The 20,881-nt window shown below is 69.6% G+C and carries 9 protein-coding genes; all 9 read left to right on the forward strand.

The annotated features are described in order from the left end of the window. The first annotated feature begins 208 nt into the window (after positions 1-208). Complete coding sequence (locus tag ACZ7SW_RS19045; RefSeq protein ID WP_470231727.1) at positions 209-652, forward strand: enediyne antibiotic chromoprotein; 444 nt, start codon at positions 209-211, stop codon at positions 650-652. 303 nt (positions 653-955) lie between these two features. After that, positions 956-12,811: an amino acid adenylation domain-containing protein gene (locus ACZ7SW_RS19050; RefSeq protein ID WP_470231728.1), complete on the forward strand. Its 11,856-nt coding sequence runs from the start codon at positions 956-958 to the stop codon at positions 12,809-12,811. Beyond that, on the forward strand, positions 12,808-16,533 hold the full coding sequence (locus ACZ7SW_RS19055) for an amino acid adenylation domain-containing protein (RefSeq protein WP_470231729.1): 3,726 nt from the start codon (positions 12,808-12,810) through the stop codon (positions 16,531-16,533). The genes ACZ7SW_RS19050 and ACZ7SW_RS19055 overlap by 4 nt, the downstream gene beginning before the upstream one ends. 45 nt (positions 16,534-16,578) lie before the next feature. After that, positions 16,579-16,836 carry an acyl carrier protein gene (locus ACZ7SW_RS19060; RefSeq protein WP_470231730.1) on the forward strand — a complete coding sequence of 86 codons (258 nt, stop codon included), beginning with the start codon at positions 16,579-16,581 and terminating at the stop codon, positions 16,834-16,836. After that, on the forward strand, positions 16,833-18,056 hold the full coding sequence (locus ACZ7SW_RS19065) for a beta-ketoacyl-[acyl-carrier-protein] synthase family protein (RefSeq protein ID WP_470231731.1): 1,224 nt from the start codon (positions 16,833-16,835) through the stop codon (positions 18,054-18,056). The genes ACZ7SW_RS19060 and ACZ7SW_RS19065 overlap by 4 nt, the downstream gene beginning before the upstream one ends. Beyond that, positions 18,053-19,135 (forward strand): beta-ketoacyl synthase N-terminal-like domain-containing protein, encoded by a 1,083-nt coding sequence (locus ACZ7SW_RS19070; protein ID WP_470231732.1) that lies wholly within the window; start codon positions 18,053-18,055, stop codon positions 19,133-19,135. The genes ACZ7SW_RS19065 and ACZ7SW_RS19070 overlap by 4 nt, the downstream gene beginning before the upstream one ends. Continuing rightward, positions 19,128-19,505, forward strand: a complete 378-nt coding sequence (locus ACZ7SW_RS19075) for a 3-hydroxyacyl-ACP dehydratase FabZ family protein (protein WP_470231733.1) — start codon at positions 19,128-19,130, stop codon at positions 19,503-19,505. Before ACZ7SW_RS19070 ends, ACZ7SW_RS19075 begins: the two co-directional genes overlap by 8 nt. Further along, positions 19,502-19,942 carry a 3-hydroxyacyl-ACP dehydratase FabZ family protein gene (locus ACZ7SW_RS19080; RefSeq protein WP_470231734.1) on the forward strand — a complete coding sequence of 147 codons (441 nt, stop codon included), beginning with the start codon at positions 19,502-19,504 and terminating at the stop codon, positions 19,940-19,942. Before ACZ7SW_RS19075 ends, ACZ7SW_RS19080 begins: the two co-directional genes overlap by 4 nt. Further along, positions 19,939-20,670, forward strand: a complete 732-nt coding sequence (fabG, locus tag ACZ7SW_RS19085; RefSeq protein WP_470231735.1) for a 3-oxoacyl-ACP reductase FabG — start codon at positions 19,939-19,941, stop codon at positions 20,668-20,670. Before ACZ7SW_RS19080 ends, fabG begins: the two co-directional genes overlap by 4 nt. Positions 20,671-20,881 lie beyond the last annotated feature (211 nt).

Raw genomic sequence — 20,881 nt, forward strand, 5'->3', positions numbered from 1 at the left:
TTTCGGCCAGTTTGTCGAGCGACAGTAATCGTCAATAGTACTAGTACCCCTATCGGGATTCTATTTCCGATGATTTGAAGCCCTGCCAATAAGCTGTTTGAGATGGTCGGCTGGACGCACTTTTTATTCCTGGCTATTATGAGATTCGCCGCAGTGGCGGAAAATATGTTTTCAATTCTGGTGAGCTTGTCATTGAAATGGAGTCGAAATGAATCGAACTGGTCGTCGGATCGCGCTCGGCGTCTCGGCCTTCGCTTTTTCGCTCGGGTTGGCCGCGCTAGGGCAGTCGGCCGCCTCGGCGGCGCCCCTCGCGGGTCCGCCTGCTGTCACGGTGACGCCGTCCACCGGGCTCAACAGCGGGGATACCGTCTCGTACACCGCTTCCGGCTTCACTGCCGGCGAGGGGGTGCAGGTCGGCGAGTGCGCGCAGATCGGCAGCGACCTTGTTTGCGCGCAGGCCACGGCGCAGCAAGCGACTACTGACGCGAACGGCGGTGTGTCCGGCGGCTTGGTGGTTGCCAAGACCTTCCAAGGCGTGAAGCTCGACGGAACTCCGTACGGTTCAGTGGACTGTTCCACCGCGGCGTGCGGTGTCGGAGTGGCCAACGCTTCGTTCAGCGAGCACGCTGCCGCGGTGATTTCGTTCAACTGACCCGAGACGCCTTGACAGCGCTGCCCCGGCTTGTCGGCCGGGGCAGCGCTGTTTTGCCGTGGCCAACCGCTCTGGGCCGGGTGGACGCGGCGGGGAAAGCAGGCGCGGCGATCGGCTGCTGCCGACCGCACGGACCTGTTCCGATGTTGACAGCGCTGTCACAGGACGGCTGTAATGCTCTGAGCCGTTTTGGCTGATACCTGTGTTCGGCCGGTGTCGGCTGTTCTTTCGGTTTATTTTCATCTTGCGTTGATTCGCGTATTTATCTGAGATTGAACTGTGGTAATGGGGGGCGTTTCGCGGATGGGTGGGCACAGATCCGGTTCGGTTCGTACGGTTCCGCTGTCCGCGGCGCAGCGCGAGATGTGGCACGCCCAGGAACTGGATCCGGGCAACCCGGTGTTCGCGATGGGCGGCTGGGTGGACTTCGACGGCCCGATAGACGCGTCGACGCTCGCCGATTCGCTGCGGCAGGCGGTGGCCGAGACGGACGCGCTGCGGGCGCACTTCGTGGCGCGGTCCGGTGTGCCGGCTCAGGTCGTGACGCCGCTGACTGATCTTCCGCTGACCTTTGACGACCTCAGCGCGCTTCCGGATCCCGAGTCGGCTGCGCGCGAGAGACTCCACGCGGATCTGCGCCGGCCGATCCGCCTGGACATTCCCCCGCTGTACCGCTTCTGCCTCGCCAAGCTCTCCGACACCCGTTCGCTGTTGCTCGTCGTCGTGCACCACGCGATCTGGGACGCGTTCAGCAGCGGTTTGTTCGTGGGCAGGCTGGCTGAGATCTACACCGCGTTGGCAAAGGGGCAGCCCGTCGAAGGCAGACAGTTCGGAGCGTTGCGCGACCTGTACGGGGAGGAGGCCGCCTACCGGGAATCACCCCGGTTCGGGGTGGACCGGTCCTATTGGACAAAACTCGGCGCCCAATCGTTCGAGCCGCGGTCTCTTTCCGGACGGCCGTTCGCGTTCGGGCAGTCGTTTTTGCGCGTCACCGCCGAACTGCCCTCCTCCGCTGGCGCCGCCTTGCGGGCAGCGGCGTGGGAATCAAGGGTCGCCTGGCCGATTGCGCTGATCGCCGCCGCCGCCGGATACGTGCACCGGCGAACCGGCGAACGCGACATCCTGCTCAGCCTGCCGGTCGCCGGTCGCGGAAGCGCGCTCGCGAAGGCGACTCCCGGACTGCGGGCGAACTTCCTGCCGCTCGCGCTTCGGGTGACGCCTTGGACGACCCGGGCGGCTCTGCTGAGCACCGCGAACCGGGCGGTGCGGGAGGTGCTCAAGCACCAGATGTACCGCGGCGACGAGGTTCGGCGTCAGTTCGGCATAGCCAGTGACGATCGCCGCCCTTTCGGTCCTTCGATAAACGTCCTGTCCTACAGCGCGAGCTATCGGTTCGGCGACTCCCGCGCACGTATTCACGAGGTGTCCAGCGGGCCGGTGAGCGACCTGCAGATCACCGCTTACGATACGGAATCCGGTGCCGTCGGTTTGTATTTCACCGCTAATCCGGAGCTGTACCGCCATGCCGAGCTCCTCGGGCACGCCGAGCACTTCACCACCTTCCTGACCGAACTGTGCGCGACGGCCGCCGAGGCGCCGCTGGGACGGCTGGACCTGCTGACAGCGAAGCAGCGCGACCTTGCGCTGTCCACAACGAGCCAGGCAGGTCGCGATGAGGACTTCGTCGCGCTCCTGCCGCGAATTCGCGGCCACGTCGACCGCGCCCCGGACGCGGTCGCCGTCGTGGACGACGACGGCGTCCTCACCTATGCGGAACTGCTCCGCCAGGCTCTTTCGGTGGCCCGAGGGCTGGGCCCGAACCGTGGTCGTCTGGTCGCGGTGCTCGATCGTCCAGGCAGCGGATACCTGACGGCGGTGCTGGGCGTGCTCGGTGCGGGCGCGGCGTTCGTGCCGCTGGATGTCGACGCTCCGGTGGCGAGGACTGCCGCGTTGCTGCGGGACAACGGGATCGACATGCTGCTGGCCGGCCCGGGCTACCGGCGGCTTGCCGCGGAGGTGGCGGCGGAAACGCGGGTTTCCGCCGTCGTGGCCGACCGTGCCGCACCAGCCGGGGAGCCGGTCCCGGTGGTGGCGGAAGATCTCGCCTACGTCATCTTCACCTCGGGGTCCAGCGGTCGCCCGAAGGGCGCGATGGTGCACCACGGAGGCATGGTCAACCACCTGCTGGCCAAGGTCGAGGACCTTGGCCTGACTTCAGCGGACCTGGTGGTGCAGAACGCGCCGCTGACTTTCGACATCGCGGTCTGGCAAATGCTGGCCGCGCTCGCAGTCGGAGGCCGGGTGCGGATTGTCCAGCGTGCGACAGCGGCCGACCCGGACACATTGTTCGAGGTGGTCGCCCGCGAGGCCGTGACGGTGCTCGAGGTGGTGCCCTCGCTGCTGCGGGCCGCCCTGGACGAATGGGACAGCGGCGCTCGGCGCCCGGAGACGCCGCAGTTGCGCCATCTCGTGGTCACCGGCGAGGTGCTGCCGGCCGACCTGTGCCGCCGGTGGTTCGCCGGCTGTTCCGGAGTCCCGATCGTCAACGCTTATGGCCCGACCGAATGTTCGGATGACGTCACGCACGCTGTCATCCGCGATCCGGGCGAGGTGCCCGGCGGCAGGGTCGCCATCGGCCGGGCTGTCCGCAACACTTCGCTATACGTGCTGGACGACAGTTTGCGGCCGGTGCCGCCCGGCGGTGCGGGAGAGCTGTACGTCGGCGGGCGAGGCGTCGGCCGTGGTTATCTGGGCGATCTCGCGCGCACCGCAGGTGCGTTCGTGGCCGATCCGTTCACCGGCCGGCCCGGCGCGCGGATGTACCGGACCGGCGATCGCGTGGTCTCCGGCCACGATGGCCAGCTCGAATTCCTCGGACGCCGTGACCGGCAACTGAAAGTGCGCGGTCACCGGATCGAGCCCGGCGAGGTCGAGGCGGTGCTGCGAGCTCTGCCGACGGTGACCGACGCCGCGGTGGACGCCGGGCCCGGTCCGAACGGACAGCCGCGCCTGGTCGCCTACGTGGTCGGCGAGGTGGCTGGCCTCGCCGAGCAGGCCGCGCGGTCGCTGCCCGGCTACCTGGTGCCAGCCGTCTTCGTCGCGGTGCCCGTGCTTCCGCTGACTGCGAATGGAAAGCTGGACCGCAAGGCCTTGCCGGCCCCTCCGGCTCCGGCGAAACCCGGAATGGCCCGTGCTCCGCGAAACGAGCTCGAACGAAAGCTCGGCGAGCTGTTCTCCGAGGTGCTCGGTCTGCCGTCGATCGACGTCCGCGACAGCTTCTTCGATCTCGGCGGCGACAGCATCATGTCTATCCAGCTGGCCAGCCGGGCCCGCGGCGCAGGCTTGCTGATCAGTCCGCAGGAGGTGTTCCAGCACAAGACTGTCGCGGCACTGGCCGTCGTCGCCAGGCGGGCGGAACGAGGGCGACCGGCAGTGGTGCGGGAAGGCTCGGGGCCGGTTCCCCTGACCCCGATCATGTGCTGGCTGCGCGACCACGGCGGCCCGATGGAATCGTTCCACCAGTCGGTCGTGCTCCGGGTGCCTGCCGGGCTGCGCGCGGACGAGCTCGCCGGGGCGTTGTCCGCGGTGGTGCGGCGGCACGACATGTTGCGGGCGCAGACCGTTCGGGACGGTGCTGGGTGGTCGCTGCGGGTACGGCCGGCCAATGCGGTTTCCGCCGCGGATTGCTTGTCTATTGTGGACGTTCCCGGGGACATGAACGACGCGGTCGCGAGCCGGCGCGCGTCGTTGGGGGCGAGCTTCGCACCGTTCGAAGGGGCGATGGTTCGCGCGATCTGGCTGCGGGCCGGTCCGGGCGAACCTGGCCGGCTGGTACTCGGCGTGCACCACCTCGCCGTGGACGGGGTCTCGTGGCGGATCCTGGTCTCGGACTTGCAAACCGCATGGGAGGCGCTCGCCGACGCGCGGCAGCCGGTGCTCGACGAGGTCGCGACTCCGTTCCGGCATTGGAGCGAGTTGCTGGCCGGCGAGGCCGCTTCGCGCGGAGGAGAGCTGTCGTGTTGGGAGAAGGCGACGAGCCGCCCGGGCCGGTCGATCGGGCGCCGGAAGATCGACCCGGCAGTCGACACCAGGAGCACGGCCGAGCAGCTTGTCGCCACCCTGCCCGCTGAACTTGCTTCGGCCGTGCTCACGCGAGTGCCGGCGGCTTTCCACGCACGCGTCAACGACGTGCTGCTCACCGCACTCGCTCTGGCCCTCGCGGACGGCGAGGGACTGCTGGTGGGACTGGAGGGGCACGGCCGGGAGCAGTTCCGCGACGACATTGACGTGTCTCGCACGATCGGCTGGTTCACCTCCCTCTATCCGGCGTTCCTCGATCCCGGCCCCGCCACTGATCCCGGGACCGCGCTCAAGCGAATCAAAGAGCAATTGCGCGCGCTGCCCGGCAACGGCTTCGGATTCGGCTTGGTGCGCTATCTCAGTCCGGAGACGGCCGACGCGTTCGGGGGAGAGCACACGCCGGCGGTCGGGTTCAACTACCTCGGCCGCTTCGCGACTCCACCCGAACAAGAGTGGTCGATCTCGGAAGACTCCGGCGTCCTCGGCGAACACGGTGATCCGGACATGCCGCTGCCGTACGCGCTGAGTGTCACGGCCGTCACCGCGGACGGTCCCGGCGGCCCGGTGCTCACCGCGGTCTGGTCCTGGGCAGGCGAGGTGCTCAGTGCCGACGAAGTACGGGGATTCGCCGACAGCTGGCTGGCCGCGCTGGCGGCGCTTTGCCGGTGCGGCACCGCCGGTCACACGCCCTCGGACTTCCCGCTGTCTGAAGTGGACCAGGAGGGCATCGGCGAACTGGAGGCCGCCTTCCCGGCGCTGACCGACGTGCTGCCGCTGACCCCGCTGCAGGAGGGGATGCTCTTCCACAGCGAATACGATCAGGCGGGGCCGGACGCTTACAACGTCCAGGTCGTCGCGGATCTCGACGGCGAACTGGAGGTGCCGGCACTGCGCGCGGCTCTCGCCGGTCTGCTCGCGGCGCACCCGAATCTGGGCGCGGCCTTCCGCTACGACCGGTTCGGCCGACCGCACCAAGTGATCTCCCGGCCGGTTCCGCCGGCGTGGCACGAGCACGACTTGTCGGGATGGGACGAGCCGGAGCGCCGGCTGGAGCTGGACAGGCTGACCCGTGCGGACCGGAAGGGGCGATTCGACCTGGCCTGCCCGCCGTCGATGCGCGCCACCTTGGTCCGGCTGGGCGCGAACCGGTTCCGTTTCATGCTCGCGAACCATCACATCGTCTCCGACGGCTGGTCGATGCCGATCGTGGTGCGCGAGCTGTTCGCCAGGTACACCGGAGACACCGCGGCGCTGGCGGACCCAGTGCCGTATCGCGGCTATCTGGCCTGGCTGGCCGAGCAGGATCGGGACGCCGCGCTGAGGGCGTGGAGCGCGGCGCTCGACGGGCTGGCCGCACCTACTCGCCTCGTGCGGGCCGAGGACTCCGCCGCCGCGGCGCTGCCCGAGCGGCTGCACACGCGAGTTCCGGCTTCCCTCGCCGAAGAAGTGACCGCTTATGCGCGAGCTAACGGTCTGACATTGAACACCGTGTTCCAGGTCGCTTGGGCCATGGTGCTCGGCAGCGCGACCGGACGGTGCGACGTGGTTTTCGGCACGACTGTCGCCGGACGGCCGGCTGAGGTTCCCGGTGCCGAGTCGATGGTCGGGATGTGCGTCAACACCACGTTGGTGCGGGTCCGGCTGAGGCCTGCTGCCGCTGTCGCCGAAGTCCTCGCCGCGGTGCAGGAAGGACAGGCCGCGTTGATCCCGCACCAGCACGTCGGACTAGCCGACGTGCAACTCGCGACCGGGCCGGGCAGCCAGTTCGACTCCGTGCTGGTGTTCGAGAACTATCCGTTGGACGCCAACGATTTCCAGAAGCTCGGCGACCGGGTCCGGGTGACCGGGCTGGCCACCCACGACACCACGCACTATCCCGTCAGCCTGCTGGTGACGCCCGGACCGGACCTGCGGTTCCGGCTCGACTACCGGCCGGATCTGGTCCCCGCGGCGCGGGCCCGGCACTGGGCCGAGCGGCTCGTCGGCGCTCTGCGTTCGATCGTCGGGCACCGGGGACCGCTGGCACGCCTGGACCTCTTGACGAGGCGGGAACGCGACCGGTTGGCGTCGCTGGGGCGGGGTGCGGATCCGGTTGAGGCCGAGGCGAGCGTGCCCGAACTGTTCGCACTGCAGGTTCTGCGGGACCCGGAAGCGGTCGCACTGGAGTCCGACGACGAGGCGCTGACCTATGCCGAACTGAACGCGCGTGCCGACGTGTTCGCCCGCAGGCTCGCGGGACACGGGGTCGAACCAGGTGTCGTAGTCGGTGTTTTCGCCGAACGCACGATCTCCACCGTGGTCGCGCTGCTCGGGGTCCTCAAGGCGGGCGGTGCGTATCTGCCGATAGATCCCGCCTATCCGGCCGAACGAGTGCGTTACCTCGTCGAGGACGCCCGGCCCGCGCTGGTGCTGACCACTGCTTCGTTGGCGGCGAGATTGCCGCCCGCGGCGACTCTGCTGATGGACGAGCCCGACAGCGCCGACGCCGAACCGCAGGCGCCTTCCGCACGGGACTCTGCGTACGTCATCTACACGTCGGGGTCTACCGGCCGACCGAAGGGCGTCGTGGTCCGGCACGCCGGCATCGCCGGACTGGCCGCGGAGCAACGGGTGCGCTTCGCGATCGGACGGCGAACCCGCCTGCTGCAGTTCGCCTCGCTCAGTTTCGACGCGGCCGCCTGGGAGATCTGGACGAGCTTGCTGGGAGGCGCCCGGCTGGTACTGGCGGACGCGGACGACCGGCGGTCCGGGAACGCGCTCGCCGAGCTGATCGTCCGCCGCGAGGTCACGCTGGTGAGCCTGCCGCCGAGCGTGGTCGCGGCCTTCCCCGCGGACGCACGGCTGCCGAGCGAGCTCACCCTGATTGTCGCGGGCGAAGCCTGTGCGCCCCAGCTCGTCGCCAGATGGGCCGCGGAACGGACGATGATCAACGCCTACGGCCCGACCGAGGCGACTGTCTGCGTCACGATGAGCGATCCGCTCGTCGCGGACGGACGGCCGCCTGTCGGCCGTCCCCTCTCAGGTTGCCGCGCATACGTTCTGGACGAGGCGCTTCGCCAGGTCGCGGTCGGTGCGGTCGGCGAGTTGTACCTCGGCGGAGACCAGCTCGCCGACGGATATCTGCGCCGCCCCGCGCTGACTGCGCAGCGGTTCGTAGCCGACCCGTTCGCCGGGACGCCCGGACGGCGGATGTACCGGACCGGCGACCTGGTCTGCTGGCGGGAGGACGGGCAGCTGGACTACGTCGGCCGCGCCGACGACCAGGTGAAAGTGCGTGGTTTCCGCATCGAACTGGGCGAGGTCGAAGCGGCGGTGCGCAGCGCGCCCGGAGTGACCGACGCGGCCGTCGTGCTGCGAGAGGATCGCACGGGCGATCCGGAACTGGTGGCCTACTTCGTGCCCGCCGAACAGGATGCGGCAGCAGTGCGCCGGCACCTTCGCGCGACGTTGCCGGCGCATATGGTGCCCGCTGCCTTCGTGCCGTTGCCCGAGTTGCCGCTCACCAGCAGTGCCAAGGTGGACCGCCGGGGTCTGCCGGCGCCGCAGTTCCGTACTGCGGACACCGTGCCGGGCTCGCACCGGGAGTTCGTGCTGGCCGGGTTGTTCGCGGAGGTCCTCGGCCTCCCCCGGATCGGAGCTGACGACGATTTTTTCCTGCTCGGCGGTCATTCGCTGACGGCTACCCGTTTGGTCAGCCGGGTGCGCGGCGAGCTCGGCGTCGAGTTGCCGGTGCGGGCGCTGTTCGAGGCGCCGACGCCTGCCGCGCTGGCCCGTCGGCTCGACGACGCGGCCCCGCCCCGGCGAAGCCTTCGGGCGCTGGCGCGGCCGGAGCGGCTGCCGTTGTCGTTCGCCCAGGCACGGTTGTGGTTCCTCAGCCGGTTGGCGGGGGCGAACGCGCCGTACACGATGCCGACGGAGATCCGGCTCGACGGACCTTTGGACCGGGACGCGCTGGCCGCGGCGCTCGGCGACGTGACCGCACGGCACGAGGCGCTGCGCACCGTCTTTCCCGAGGACGAGAACGGTCGGCCATGGCAGCACGTGCTGCCCGAATCGCAGCCTGAACTCGTCGTCACCGCGGGCTCGCCTCGAACGCCCGCGGCCGTCGAACACGGCTTCGACTTGACGACCGATCTGCCGTTGCGGTGCACCTTGTTCGTCGTCGGTCCGGAAGAGCACGTCCTTGTGCTGGTGCAGCACCACATCGCGGGCGACGGCTGGTCCCTGGTGCCGCTGTGCCGCGACCTGGCGACGGCTTACGCGGCCCGGCTGGCCGGCACCGCGCCGCACTGGGCGCCGTTGCCAGTCCAGTACGCCGACTACACGTTGTGGCAACGGGAACTCCTCGAGAGCGTCGCGCAGCGCCAACTGGATTTCTGGCGGGACACGCTGGACGGCTTGCCCGCTCAGCTCACCTTGCCGGCCGACCGGCAGCGTCCTGCGGAGGCCAGCTATCGCGGCGACGCGGTCGAGTTCCGGATATCCCCGGAGCTGGAAGCGGAACTCGCGGCGCTGGGGCATGACTGCGGGGCGAGCCTGTTCATGGTGCTGCAGGCCGGGCTCGCGAGCCTGCTGACGATGTCGGGCGCGGGCGACGACATCCCGCTCGGCACTCCGGTGGCCGGCCGGACGGACGCGGCTCTCGAGGATCTGATCGGATTCTTCGTCAACACCCTGGTGCTGCGCACCGACACGGGGGGCGATCCCACCTTCCGCGAGCTCCTCCGCCGTGTCCGGGAAACGGATCTCGCGGCGTATGCCCACCAGGATGTGCCCTTCGAGCGCGTGGTGGACGCGGTGAACCCCGCGAGGTCGATGTCCCGGCAGCCGTTGTTCCAGGTGCTGTTGTCGCTGGACAACACCGCCGCCCCGGTGATCCAGTTGCCGGGGTTGAGGGGCTCGGTCGCGCCTGTGCCGACCGCGACCGCGAAGTTCGACCTGTCGTTTCTGCTGTCCCCGCGAGCAGGAGCAGGAGCAGGCGTCGGCGGGCAGGTGGAGTACGCCACCGACCTGTTCGACCGGAGCACCGCGCAGCGGCTGGCCGACCAGTTCGTCCGGCTGCTTGGCGAAGTCGCCGCCGAACCGGACCGCCGGCTGAGCAGGTTCCACCTGACGAGCGGGCACGAGCGGCACCGCGTGCTGGAGGAGTGGAACGACACCGCACGCCAACCGGCCGGCGAGACGTTGCCCGAGCAGGTGCGGCACCGGATCCAGCGCATCCCTTCGGCCGTCGCGGTGGTCTGCGGCGACGAGTCCCTCACTTACCGGGAGCTCGGCGACCGGGTCGAGCGGCTGGCCGGCGCGCTGATCGCGCGCGGCGTCCGGCCCGAGTACGTGGTGGCGGTCGCACTGCCCCGATCCGTCGACCTGGTGGTCGCGGCGTTGGCGGTCAATTTCGCCGGTGCGGCATTTTTGCCGGTGGACACCAGCTATCCGGCGGATCGGGTCGCGTTCATGCTCGCCGACGCGGCACCGGCGCTGGTGGTGTCCTGCGAGCGCGTCGTCGAGGCGAGACCGGAGCTGGCTGCGGCACCGGTGCTGTCGCTCGAACGAGCCCTGGCGCCGGCGACGCGCACCCGAGTGACTGTTCCGCCGTCGGGGCTTGCCTACGTCATATACACCTCCGGATCCACGGGCCGGCCGAAGGGCGTGCAGGTGACGTGCTCCGGCCTGCTCAACCTCCTGACCGACGTGCGACGCCGGACCGGGCTGGGGGAGGGGGACAGGTGGCTCGCCGTGACCACCTTCGGCTTCGACATCGCGGTGCTGGAGTTGTTCGCACCGTTGTTGTCCGGCGCGACCCTGGTGATCGCTTCCGACGACGAGGCGCGAGATCCGGCGCGATTGGTGCGCGCGGTGGCCAGGCACGAAGCGACCGTGGTGCAGGCGACGCCGACCCTGTGGCGGTCGATCCTCGCCGAGGATGACGGTCGCTTGCGCCAGGTCACGGCGTTGGCAGGCGGCGAAGTGCTCGACGCGCGGCTCGCGCGGTCCCTTCGTGCGTCGGTTCGCCGGTTGCTCAACATGTACGGCCCAACCGAAACCACGATCTGGTCGACCGCGAGCGAGGTCGGTTCCGGCACCCCGGACATCGGCCGTGCGCTGGACAACACCAGGGCGTACGTGCTCGACGAACGTCTGCGCCCCGTGCCGCCTGGCGTGATCGGCCATCTGTATCTGAGCGGGGCCGGAGTCGCGCGCGGCTATTCCGGCCGTCCAGGACTGACCGCACAGCGGTTCGTGGCCGACCCGTTCGCCCTACGGCCAGGCACCCGCATGTACTGCACTGGCGACCTGGCCAAATGGTCCTCGGACGGACGGCTCCGCTACGCCGGGAGGTCCGACCGCCAGGTGAAGCTGCACGGGCACCGGATCGAGGTCGCCGAGATCGAAGCCGTGCTCGGCGGCTGCCCAGGTGTGACCGCCGCGGCGGTCACCGTTCGCGAAGACTCGCCAGGGCCGCGCAGGCTCGTCGGCTACGTGGTGCCGTCCACTGTGGAAATCGTTGTGCTGAAGAGCTTTCTGGCCGCGCGGCTACCGGACTACATGGCGCCGGCCGTGTTGGTCACGCTCTCGGAGCTGCCGCTGACCAGCAATCGCAAGGTCGACTACAACGCGTTGCCAGCCCCGGTGGCGGCGGCACGAGCCGGCCGGGCGGCACCGGAGACCAAGACCGAGCGCCTGTTGCTCGCGCTCACTTCAGAGCTGCTCGGGACCGCCGAGATCGGCGTGCTGGACGATTTCTTCGAGCTGGGCGGGGACAGCATCGTGTCGCTGGGCTTGGTCAGCAAGGCCCGGCGGGCAGGCTTGCGGCTGGGACCGCGCGAAGTTTTCCTGCATCGGACCGTCCGGGCGATGGCGGCTGCCTGCGAAACAGGGGCCGGCGAGTTCGCCCTGACGCCGGCGATGACTGAGTTCGCCGCTCGCGGCGCCCGGTCTCTGTTGCTCAGCGCGCCGGAGGACCGGGTGCTCGCGGGCTTGCAGACGTTGGTCGACCGGCACGACGCGCTGCGGATGACGGTTCGCGGCGACTCCGCGCTGGTCGCTGCGGAAGGCAGCGCGCACCTGCTTCGGATCGACATCCGCGGGCTCAGCGCGGAGGCTGTCGACAAAACCGTGCGCAGCGCGGAGGGCGACGCCGTCCGAGGTCTTGATCCCAGTCGCGGCGAGCTGATGCGAGCGGTGTGGTTCGACACTGGCGAAGACAAGGGCCAGTTGCTGGTAGTGCTGCACGAACTGGTCGCTGATCCGCGGTCTCTGGAGATCGTCGTCGGCGATCTGCGCGCATTCTGGCGGCATGCCGAGCTGCCCGCGGTGCCCACCGCGTTGCGCACTTGGGCACAGTCGCTGGCCGAGGTCTCGACGCGACCGGATGTGGTCGCCGAACTTGCGCTGTGGACCGATTCGTCGCGCCGCGCCGCCGCGCCGCCGACAGCGGATTCCGGCGAGCGGGACATGCTGGAGCTGCGTCTGCCCGCGCCGCGCGGCGGAACGAGGGACGTGACGATCGCGGCTCTTGTCCAGGCTGTCGCAGAACAATCCGGCTTGGCCGACGTGACACTCGACGTGCTCGGCACCGGCCGCTACCCCTTGGCGCCGGACCTCGACCTGTCTCGCACGGTGGGCAGGCTCGGCGGCTATTACCCGGTGCGTTTCGTCCCCGGCTCGCCGCAGCGGATCGGAGAACAATTGCGCGCGGTGCCCGCCGAGGGCCTTGGTTTCGGGTTGCTGCGCCACCTCAACCCGGAAACCGCTCCGATGCTGGCGGGATTTCCCCGCCCTCTCATCGGGTTCAGCTTCACCGCTCTTCCCGGGTCAGTGCGGTCTCGGCAACTCGGCGACCGGCCGGCGCATCTGGTCGACCTCGACGTCATCGAGGCCGACGGCGAGCTCGTCGCGTGCTGGCGCTGGCATCCCGACGTGCCCGGAGCCCGCGACCTGGCTCGGCAGTGGGCCCGCTCAGTGCCCGCGCTCGCCGGACAGGTCACGGACCCGGCACGGACCACGTTGCGCTCGCTGAGCAGTCAGGAATTCGACGAGTTCGCGGCCGAAATGGCCGAGTGGAGCGCTGACGCGTGAGCCGCCTGCAAGATGTCTTCGGACTGACTCCGCTTCAGGAGGGGCTGCTCTTCCACGCCCGGCACGACACCACCGACGTCTACACGGTGCAGCTGGTGCTCGACCTGGCCGGTGAATGCGACGTACCGGCCCTGTCCCGGGCGCTGGACGGACTGCTCGAACGCCACCCCAATCTGCGTGCGGCGTTTCGATACCGGCGCAACGGCGAGCCGGTGCAACTGATTCCCGAGCGTGCGCGGGTCGTGGTCAGAGAACGTCGAGGCGGCGCGGACGAAGAGGCTCTCCTCGATGCCGAGCGCGCCGCGCCCTTCGACGTGGGCAGGCCGCCGTTGGCGCGCTGTCTGGTGATCGGGCGGGCCGGCGCCGGTTCGGCTGTTGTGCTGACGATTCACCACCTGCTCGTCGACGGCTGGTCCATTCCCCTGCTTGCCAAGGAACTGCTCGCGCACTACACAGGCGCGCCCCTGCCGCCGGTTGCTCCGTACCAGGGCTATCTGGACTGGCTGTCCGGCCGGGACCGGCAGCGCAGCCGGGCGGTGTGGAGATCCGCGTTGCATGGCCTCGACGAGCCGACCTTGGTCGCGTCCGGCCGTCGGGGCGATGGTTCAGGACTCCCGGAGCAGATGGATCTGGAGCTGCGCGCCGAAGACAGTGCCCGGCTCGGCGCGTGGTGCCGCGGCCGGGGGCTGACGCTGAACAGCGTCGTCTGCGGAGCTTGGGCGGCGCTGCTGAGCATGCGCACCGGCAGGTCTGACGTTGTCTTCGGGACGGTCACCTCGGGACGGCCCGCCGAGGTGCCCGGCATGGACTCGATGATCGGGCTGTTCGCCAACACCGTGCCGCTGCGAGTGCCGGTGGATCCGGCCGACTCGGTCGCGCAGGTGGCGGCCAAGGCGCAGCGCCGGCAGCTGGACCTCGCCGGGCACGAGTACCTCGGGCTCGGGGAGTTGCAGGAACTGGCCGGTGTGCGGACGATGTTCGACACCGCGGTGGTGTTCGAGAACTATCCGGTCGACAGTGGCGGTGCCGAGGAACTGGCGCCTGGCTCAGGACTCGCCGGAGTGCGATGCCGAGATGCCAACCACTATCCGCTGGCGCTGCTCGCCGCGCCCGGCGAGCGGCTGGCACTTCGGCTGGACTACCAGCCCGCGCTGATCGACCGCGACGTGGTGGCGAGGCTGGGGCGGCGTTTGCTCGACCTGTTGCGAACAGCGGCCGCGGGGGACGAACGAAGGCTGGCCCGGTTCACCTTGCTGGACCCCGGCGAGCCGCACGTGCTGGAGAACCGCAGGGACGTCGATGCCCGGACACTGCCGGAAGCACTGGCCGAGCAGGTGGCGAAGACGCCCGGCGCGATCGCGGTACGCGGCGGCGGGAACGCGGTGACGTATGCCGAGCTGGACAGGCGGGCCAACCAGCTGGCGCATCTGCTGGTCGCCCGGGGTGCGGGCCCTGAGCGGCTGTTCGCGGTCGCCTTGCCACGCTCAGTCGATCTCGTCGTCGCGTTGCTGGCCGTACTCAAGTCAGGGGCTGGATACGTGCCCCTCGACCCAGCCGATCCTCCTGAGCGCATCGCCCGCGTGCTGTCGGACTCGTCGGCAACGGCCCTGATCACGACGGCCGAGATCGCGGCGTACGAGGTTTCGGCGTTGTGCGTCGACGACTTGGAACTGCCCGGAAACCTGACGGCCCCCGAAGTCGCGCTGAGCGAGCACAACGTCGCCTACGTCATTTACACCTCGGGGTCCACCGGCGCGCCGAAGGGAGTGGCCGTCGAACACCGGTCGGTCGTCAACTATCTGCGCTTCGCGGTGCACGCCTATCCCGGGCTGTCCGCGGAGGCCGTCCTCCACACGACCGCGAACGTCGACCTGACTGTGACCACCCTCTACGGTCCCTTGCTGTCCGGCGGCACGATCACAGTGGCCGGGCCGACCGCCGACAGCACCTTCTTGAAGGTGACGCCGAGCCACCTCCCGCTGCTCGACGGGCACGGGCCGACCGGGCAGCTCGTGGTCGGCGGCGAGCAGTTGTTCGGGTCGGGCCTGGCCGGGCTGCGGAGACGGCGTCCCACCGCATCGGTGATCAACGAATACGGTCCGACAGAGGCGACTGTCGGTTGCCTGACCCGCGAGATCCGCGCGGGCGACCCCTTGCCCCCCGGTGCGGTGCCGATCGGGAAACCGGTCTGGAACGCGCGGGTGTACGTTCTCGACCCGGCACTGCGACCGGTGCCGGACGGCAGCACTGGCGAGCTCTACGTGGCCGGAACCGGTGTGGCGAGGGGATATCACGGCCGCCCTGGACTGACCGCTTCCCGATTCGTCGCCGATCCGTTCGCGCCGGGGCGCATGTACCGGACGGGCGATGTGGTCCGGCGAGGGCCGGGGGGAGACCTGGAGTACGTCGGCCGGACCGACGACCAGATCAAGCTGCGCGGTCACCGGATCGAACCCGGCGAGGTCGTCGCGGCGCTGACCGCCCATCCCGGCGTCGGCCAGGCGGCGGTCGCGGTGGCGGAACGGCGCTTGACGGCTTACCTCGCGCCTGCCGACCTGGACCTTCCGTCAGTGCGCCGCCATCTCGCCGCTCGCCTGCCCGCGTACATGCTGCCGGCCGGGTACCGGCTGCTCGACCGGTTGCCGATGACTCGCGGGGGCAAGCTGGACCGGAAACAGTTGCCGGGTCTCCAGCGCCCTCGGGGCGGAACCGCGGCCCCGAGAACCGAGCGGGAACGGCGGCTGGCCGTCTTGTTCGCCGACGCCCTCGCTCGCGAGCGCGTCGGGATCGAGGACGACTTCTTCGATCTCGGCGGGCATTCCCTGACCGCCGCCCGGCTGGTCGACCGGATAGGCGCGGAGTTCGGCCTCGAATTGCCGATCCGGGCACTGTTCGAGGCGCCGACTGTCGCCGAGCTGGCGGTTCGCTTGACCGAACTCACCGGAGCCGATTCCTTCGGCGCGCTGATCCCGTTGCAGCCGAAAGGAGCCCTGCCGCCGATCTTCTGCATGCACCCGGGCGGCGGCATCAGCTGGTTCTACCGCGGCCTTTCGGTTCGGCTCGGCCCGGAACGCCCGTTGTACGGGCTGCAGGCGAAGGGAATCGCGCGCACTGCCGAATTGCCCTCCTCGCTGGCCGAGATGGCAGCCGGTTACGTCCGCGAACTGCGTGAGGTCAGGCCGACGGGGCCCTACCATCTGCTCGGCTGGTCCTTCGGCGGAGTGCTGGCGCACGCGGTAGCCGTCCAGTTGCAGCGAAGCGGCGAGCGAGTGGACCTGCTGGCGAGCCTGGACGGGGTCCCGGCGCAGCCGGGGGAACCAGTCGCCGGCGATCGCGCGCTGCTGGCGCAGATCGTCGCCGGCCTGGGGTACGACCCCGACGAACTGCTCACCGATCCGATCGTGCTGGCCGATCTGGCCGGCAGGTTCCGGCAGGACGCCACTTTGTTCGCCGGGGCGACCGAGAACCAGTTGCGCAATCTGCTCAGCGTGTGCCGGAACAACTCCCGGCTGCGCCGGGAACACCGCCCTGACCGGTACAGCGGCCGGATGGTCTTCGTCAGGGCGCAAGGATCCCCGCCAGGGGACGAACTGTGGCGGCCTCATGTCGACGGCGAGATCGCCTGCTACGAGGTGGCCTGCGCACACGAACTCATGCTCACCCGGGATCCGTTGGAGCGGATCGGCCGGATCGTGCGCGGCGAGCTCGACGGAAGCCCATGACGAAACGGACCGCGCAGACCACGGTCACGCAAAGGGAGGAAGAAAATGACCACACCCGCGCTCGCCGACGAGCGCTATCAGGAAGTCAAGCGCATTGTCTGCGAGATTCTCGAACTGCCCGAGGACGAAGTGACCGACACCAGCCTGTTCCAGGAGGAGCACGGCGCCGACTCGATGGGGGCGATCGAGCTGCTCGCGGCTCTGGAACGCCGATTCGACCTGGTGATCGAGCAGAGCGAGCTGCAGGCCATGACCGCCATGCGGGGCGTTTACGAGGTCGTCGCGAAGGCGGCGAACTGGTGAACCGGGTCGTCGTCACCGGTATCGGGGTGATCTCCAGCATCGGCGCGGGGGCCGAGGAATACGCGCGGGCGCTGCGTGCCGGGAAATCCGGAGCCCGTCCCATCAGCGTGTTCGACACCACCGGCTTCGAACACCCCAACGGTTGCGAGGTGACCGGTTTCCGGCCCGAGGACTGGATCCGTGCCGTGCCGGTCGACCAGCTCGGCCGGGCCGCGCAGTTCTCCGTGGCGGCCGCCAGGCAGGCGGTGGCCGACGCCGGGACGGACGAGCGGGCACTCCGGGACAGCGCCGGGCTGATCTGTATCGGCACCACCGACGGAGAGTCCCATGAGCTGGACCAGTTGGTGGCGCAGGACATCGAGGGCGGACCGGAGTCGATGCGGCCGGAGCGGGCGCGACGGGCGGTCCCGTTGAAGCTTTCCCTGGCGGTGGCCCGCGAACTCGCACTGTCCGATGTGGAGGTCGTGACGATGACGACGGCCTGTGCCGCCGGGAACTACGCCATCGGCTACGGGTTCGACGCGGTGCGGTCGGGGGCGGTCGGCTACGCGCTCTGCGGCGGCGCGGACGCGATGAACCGCAAAACGTTCACCGGTTTCTACAGTCTCGGAGCTATCGCTCCGGAGCGTTGCCAGCCGTTCGACGCCGACCGCAAGGGCATCCTCACCGGAGAGGGAGCAGGCGTGCTCGTGCTGGAGCCGCTGGACGCGGCGTTGGCCCGCGGCGCGCGGATCTACGCCGAAGTCCTCGGCTACGGCCTCAACTGCGATGCGTTCCATGCCGTCGCGCCGAACCAGGACAGCGTCGCCGCCTGCATGCGGGCCGCCCTGCACGACGCGGGGATCGAACCGGACGACGTGGACCTGATCTCCGCGCACGGTACCGGGACACGGGCCAACGACCTGACCGAAGCAGGCGCTATCAACGAGGTTTTCGGCTCCTCGCCGCCGCGCACTGTCGCGTTGAAGTCGATGCTGGGACACACGATGGGCGCGGCCAGCGCGCTGAGCGCGATCGCCTGCGCGTTGGCAGTGCAACAGGGATTCGTTCCGCCGACGATCAACCACGTGCGCACCGATCCCGAGTGCCGCATCGACTGCGTGCCGAATCAGTCGGTGCCCGCCGAGCTTCGTGTCGTTCAGAACAACGGGCTCGCCTTCGGCGGCAACAACGCCGTGGTCGTGCTCGGCCGCTACGAGCGAGAGCGGATACCGGCATGAGCACCCGGATGGCGATCACCGGCTGGGCGGCGGTCTCTCCGTTCGGCATCGGCCGGAAAGCCTTCGCGGACGGGGTGGTCCGTCGGCGGCGGACCGCCTCCGCCGTCGACCGCGACCGGTGGGACGTGCTCGACGAGCGGGCTTGCCTGGTGCCGGGGTTCGATCTTCGCGTGCACGTCGGTGCGAGGAAGATCCGCTCGATGGACCGGGGCACCGGGCTCGCGCTCGCCGCGGTCTCCGCGTTGCTGGCCGACCTCGGCGCCGACGCCGGCGTAGCCGACCGGGACGACACCGGATTGGTGCTGGGGACGTCCTTCGGCAGCACGCAGACGATGATGGAGTACACGAGGGATTCGCTCACTCTCACACACCCCGGTCGCGCGGACCCGGGCAAGATGCCGTACGGGGTGATGAACGCCGCCGCGGGACAGGCCGCGATCAGGAACCAGCTCCGCGGTCCGAATGCCACGCTGGCCGCGGGCCGGATGACCGCCTTGCACTGCCTGCGTTACGCACAGCGGTTGCTGGCCAACGGGCGTGCCGGACGGGTACTGGTCGGTGCCGCCGAGGACTACTCCCGAGCGCGCTCCTGGCTGTGGCGTCACACCGCTCCGGCAACCGCTGAGACACTCGGCGAAGGCGCGTTGATGATGCTGGCGGAACCCTTGGACGCGCTGGGTACCGGCAGGCGCCCGTTGGCCGAGATACTGGCGGTCCGGTCGAGAGTGTTCGATGCCGATCCCGCGCGTGCCTTGCGGTCTTGCGTCGTCGCCGCACTGGAAGGAACGGGGCTCGGTCCTCGCGACGTGTCGCTGCTCGCGACGTCGGACGCGCCCGGGCCGCTGGGCTCGACGGAACTCGTCGCTGCCGCCGAGGTGCTGGGCGGCTCGGTCCGGTTGCTGCCGCCGATCGGAGAGCTGATCGGCGAGACCGCCTGCGTCACCGCGGCTTTTCAGCTCGCTTCGCTGTTGGCCACGGCCGAGGCGGAGGACGACCTCGGCGGCCGGATCGCCGCGATCACCTCGGCGGACAGGGAGGGCGTCGTCGCCTGCGCGCTGGTCCGGGTGTGCGATGGCTGAACTCGTGAGCCCGATCGCCGGACCGGTGCGGATGCTGCGGCCGCCCGAGCGGACGGGGCGGGAGTGGCGGGCAACGGCGAGTTTCGCCGTCGCCGCGGACGAACCGCTGCTGTCCGGGCACTTTCCCGGGTTTCCGGTCCTGCCGGCGGTCGGGGTGGCGGAGGTCGTGTTCCTCGTGGCTCGGCAGGTCTCGCCCGGCGAACTGGCGGAGGTCGAGTCAGTCCGCTGCCGCCGTCCGGTCCGGCCGGGCGACGAGCTGATGGTGGAACTGACCTGGCGGGACGGTGAATCGCGGTACCACGGGCGAGTCCGCACCGCGGACAGCGCCGTGGCCTCGGTCCGGATCCGGCTGACCGGGGCGACGAGATGAAAGACCTGATGCGGCTGCTGCCGCACCGGCATCCGATGTTGCTGATCGACCGGGTGCTCGAGGCGGGCCCCCGCCGAGTCCGCGCGGCGCGGACGGTGCGCGGCGACGAACCGTGGTACCTCCCGGGAAAACAGGGGGCGTACCCGCCGACATTGCTGTTGGAATCGTGGATACAGGCCGCGGCACTGCTCGCGATGTCCGAGCGTGAACTGACTCGGGAGGTGCTGTTGCTGAGCGCCGTTTCCGGCGCGCGATTCAGCGATCCGGTGGTGCCGGGCACCGAAGTCGTCCACCACGCGCGGCTGGTGCGAGAGGTCGCCGGGACAGTGATCGCCGAAGGACACAGCACGGTTGGCGAGCGGACAGTGTTCACCGTGGATCGCGCGGTGCTGACCGTGAAACCGGGCACGGATCTGATTGCTGGGGAGGAAAAGTGAGTGTCGCGCTGATCAGCGGCGGGTCCCGGGGAATCGGGCGGGCTTCGGCGCTGCGGCTGGCCGAAGACGGCTACGACATATCCCTGTGTTATCGAGACAACGCCGCGGCCGCCAGCGAGGTCGTCGCGCTCGCGGAGAAGGCCGGAGTGCGCGCGATGGCGACCAGAGTCGACGTCGTCGATCCGGCGGCGGTGCGCGACTGGATCGCCGCGACGGACCGTGAGCTCGGCGGGGTGTCGACGGTGGTGACCTCGGCCGGGATCACCAGGGACGGACCGTTCGTGGCGATGTCCGACGACAACTGGCGAGACGTGCTCGGCACGAACCTGGACGGTGTCGGCCACGTCTGCCGGGCAGCCGTCTTCGGCATGATGAAGCGCAGAAAGGGCAGCGTGATCGCGATTTCCTCGGTGGCGGGCCTGTACGGCAACGCCGGCCAGGCCAACTACGCGGCGGCCAAAGCCGGGATCATCGGATTCGCCAGGGCGCTGGCCAAGGAAACCGGCCGGTACTCCGTGCGGGTGAACGCGGTGGTTCCCGGATTCATCGACACCGAGATGACGAGGACGCTGCCCGGGCCCGTGCTCGACCGGATCGGCGACAGGATCGCGCTCGGCCGGATGGGCAATGCCGACGAGGTGGCCGAGTCAGTGGCTTTCCTGGCCTCTGACCGGGCGTCCTACATAACCGGCTCCGTACTCGAAGTCCACGGCGGGATCTCAGGCTGACCGCGCACGAAGGGGGATCGATTACCGATGAAGAGGCCTTGGCAAAACGGCGAAGGCCGTCTCGGCGGACGGCGAAGATATTGTGCGGCAACGGGTTTAGCGCAGGATGACCGGCCGGGCAGGCATGCGGTGGCGGGCGAGGGCAGCCTAGGCGCCGCGCTCGCTCTCCAGACTCGTTCCGGTGCGGGATATCGGCAAACGCCGCGCCGGG

This window comes from Amycolatopsis sp. NPDC114484 (assembly GCF_055633755.1).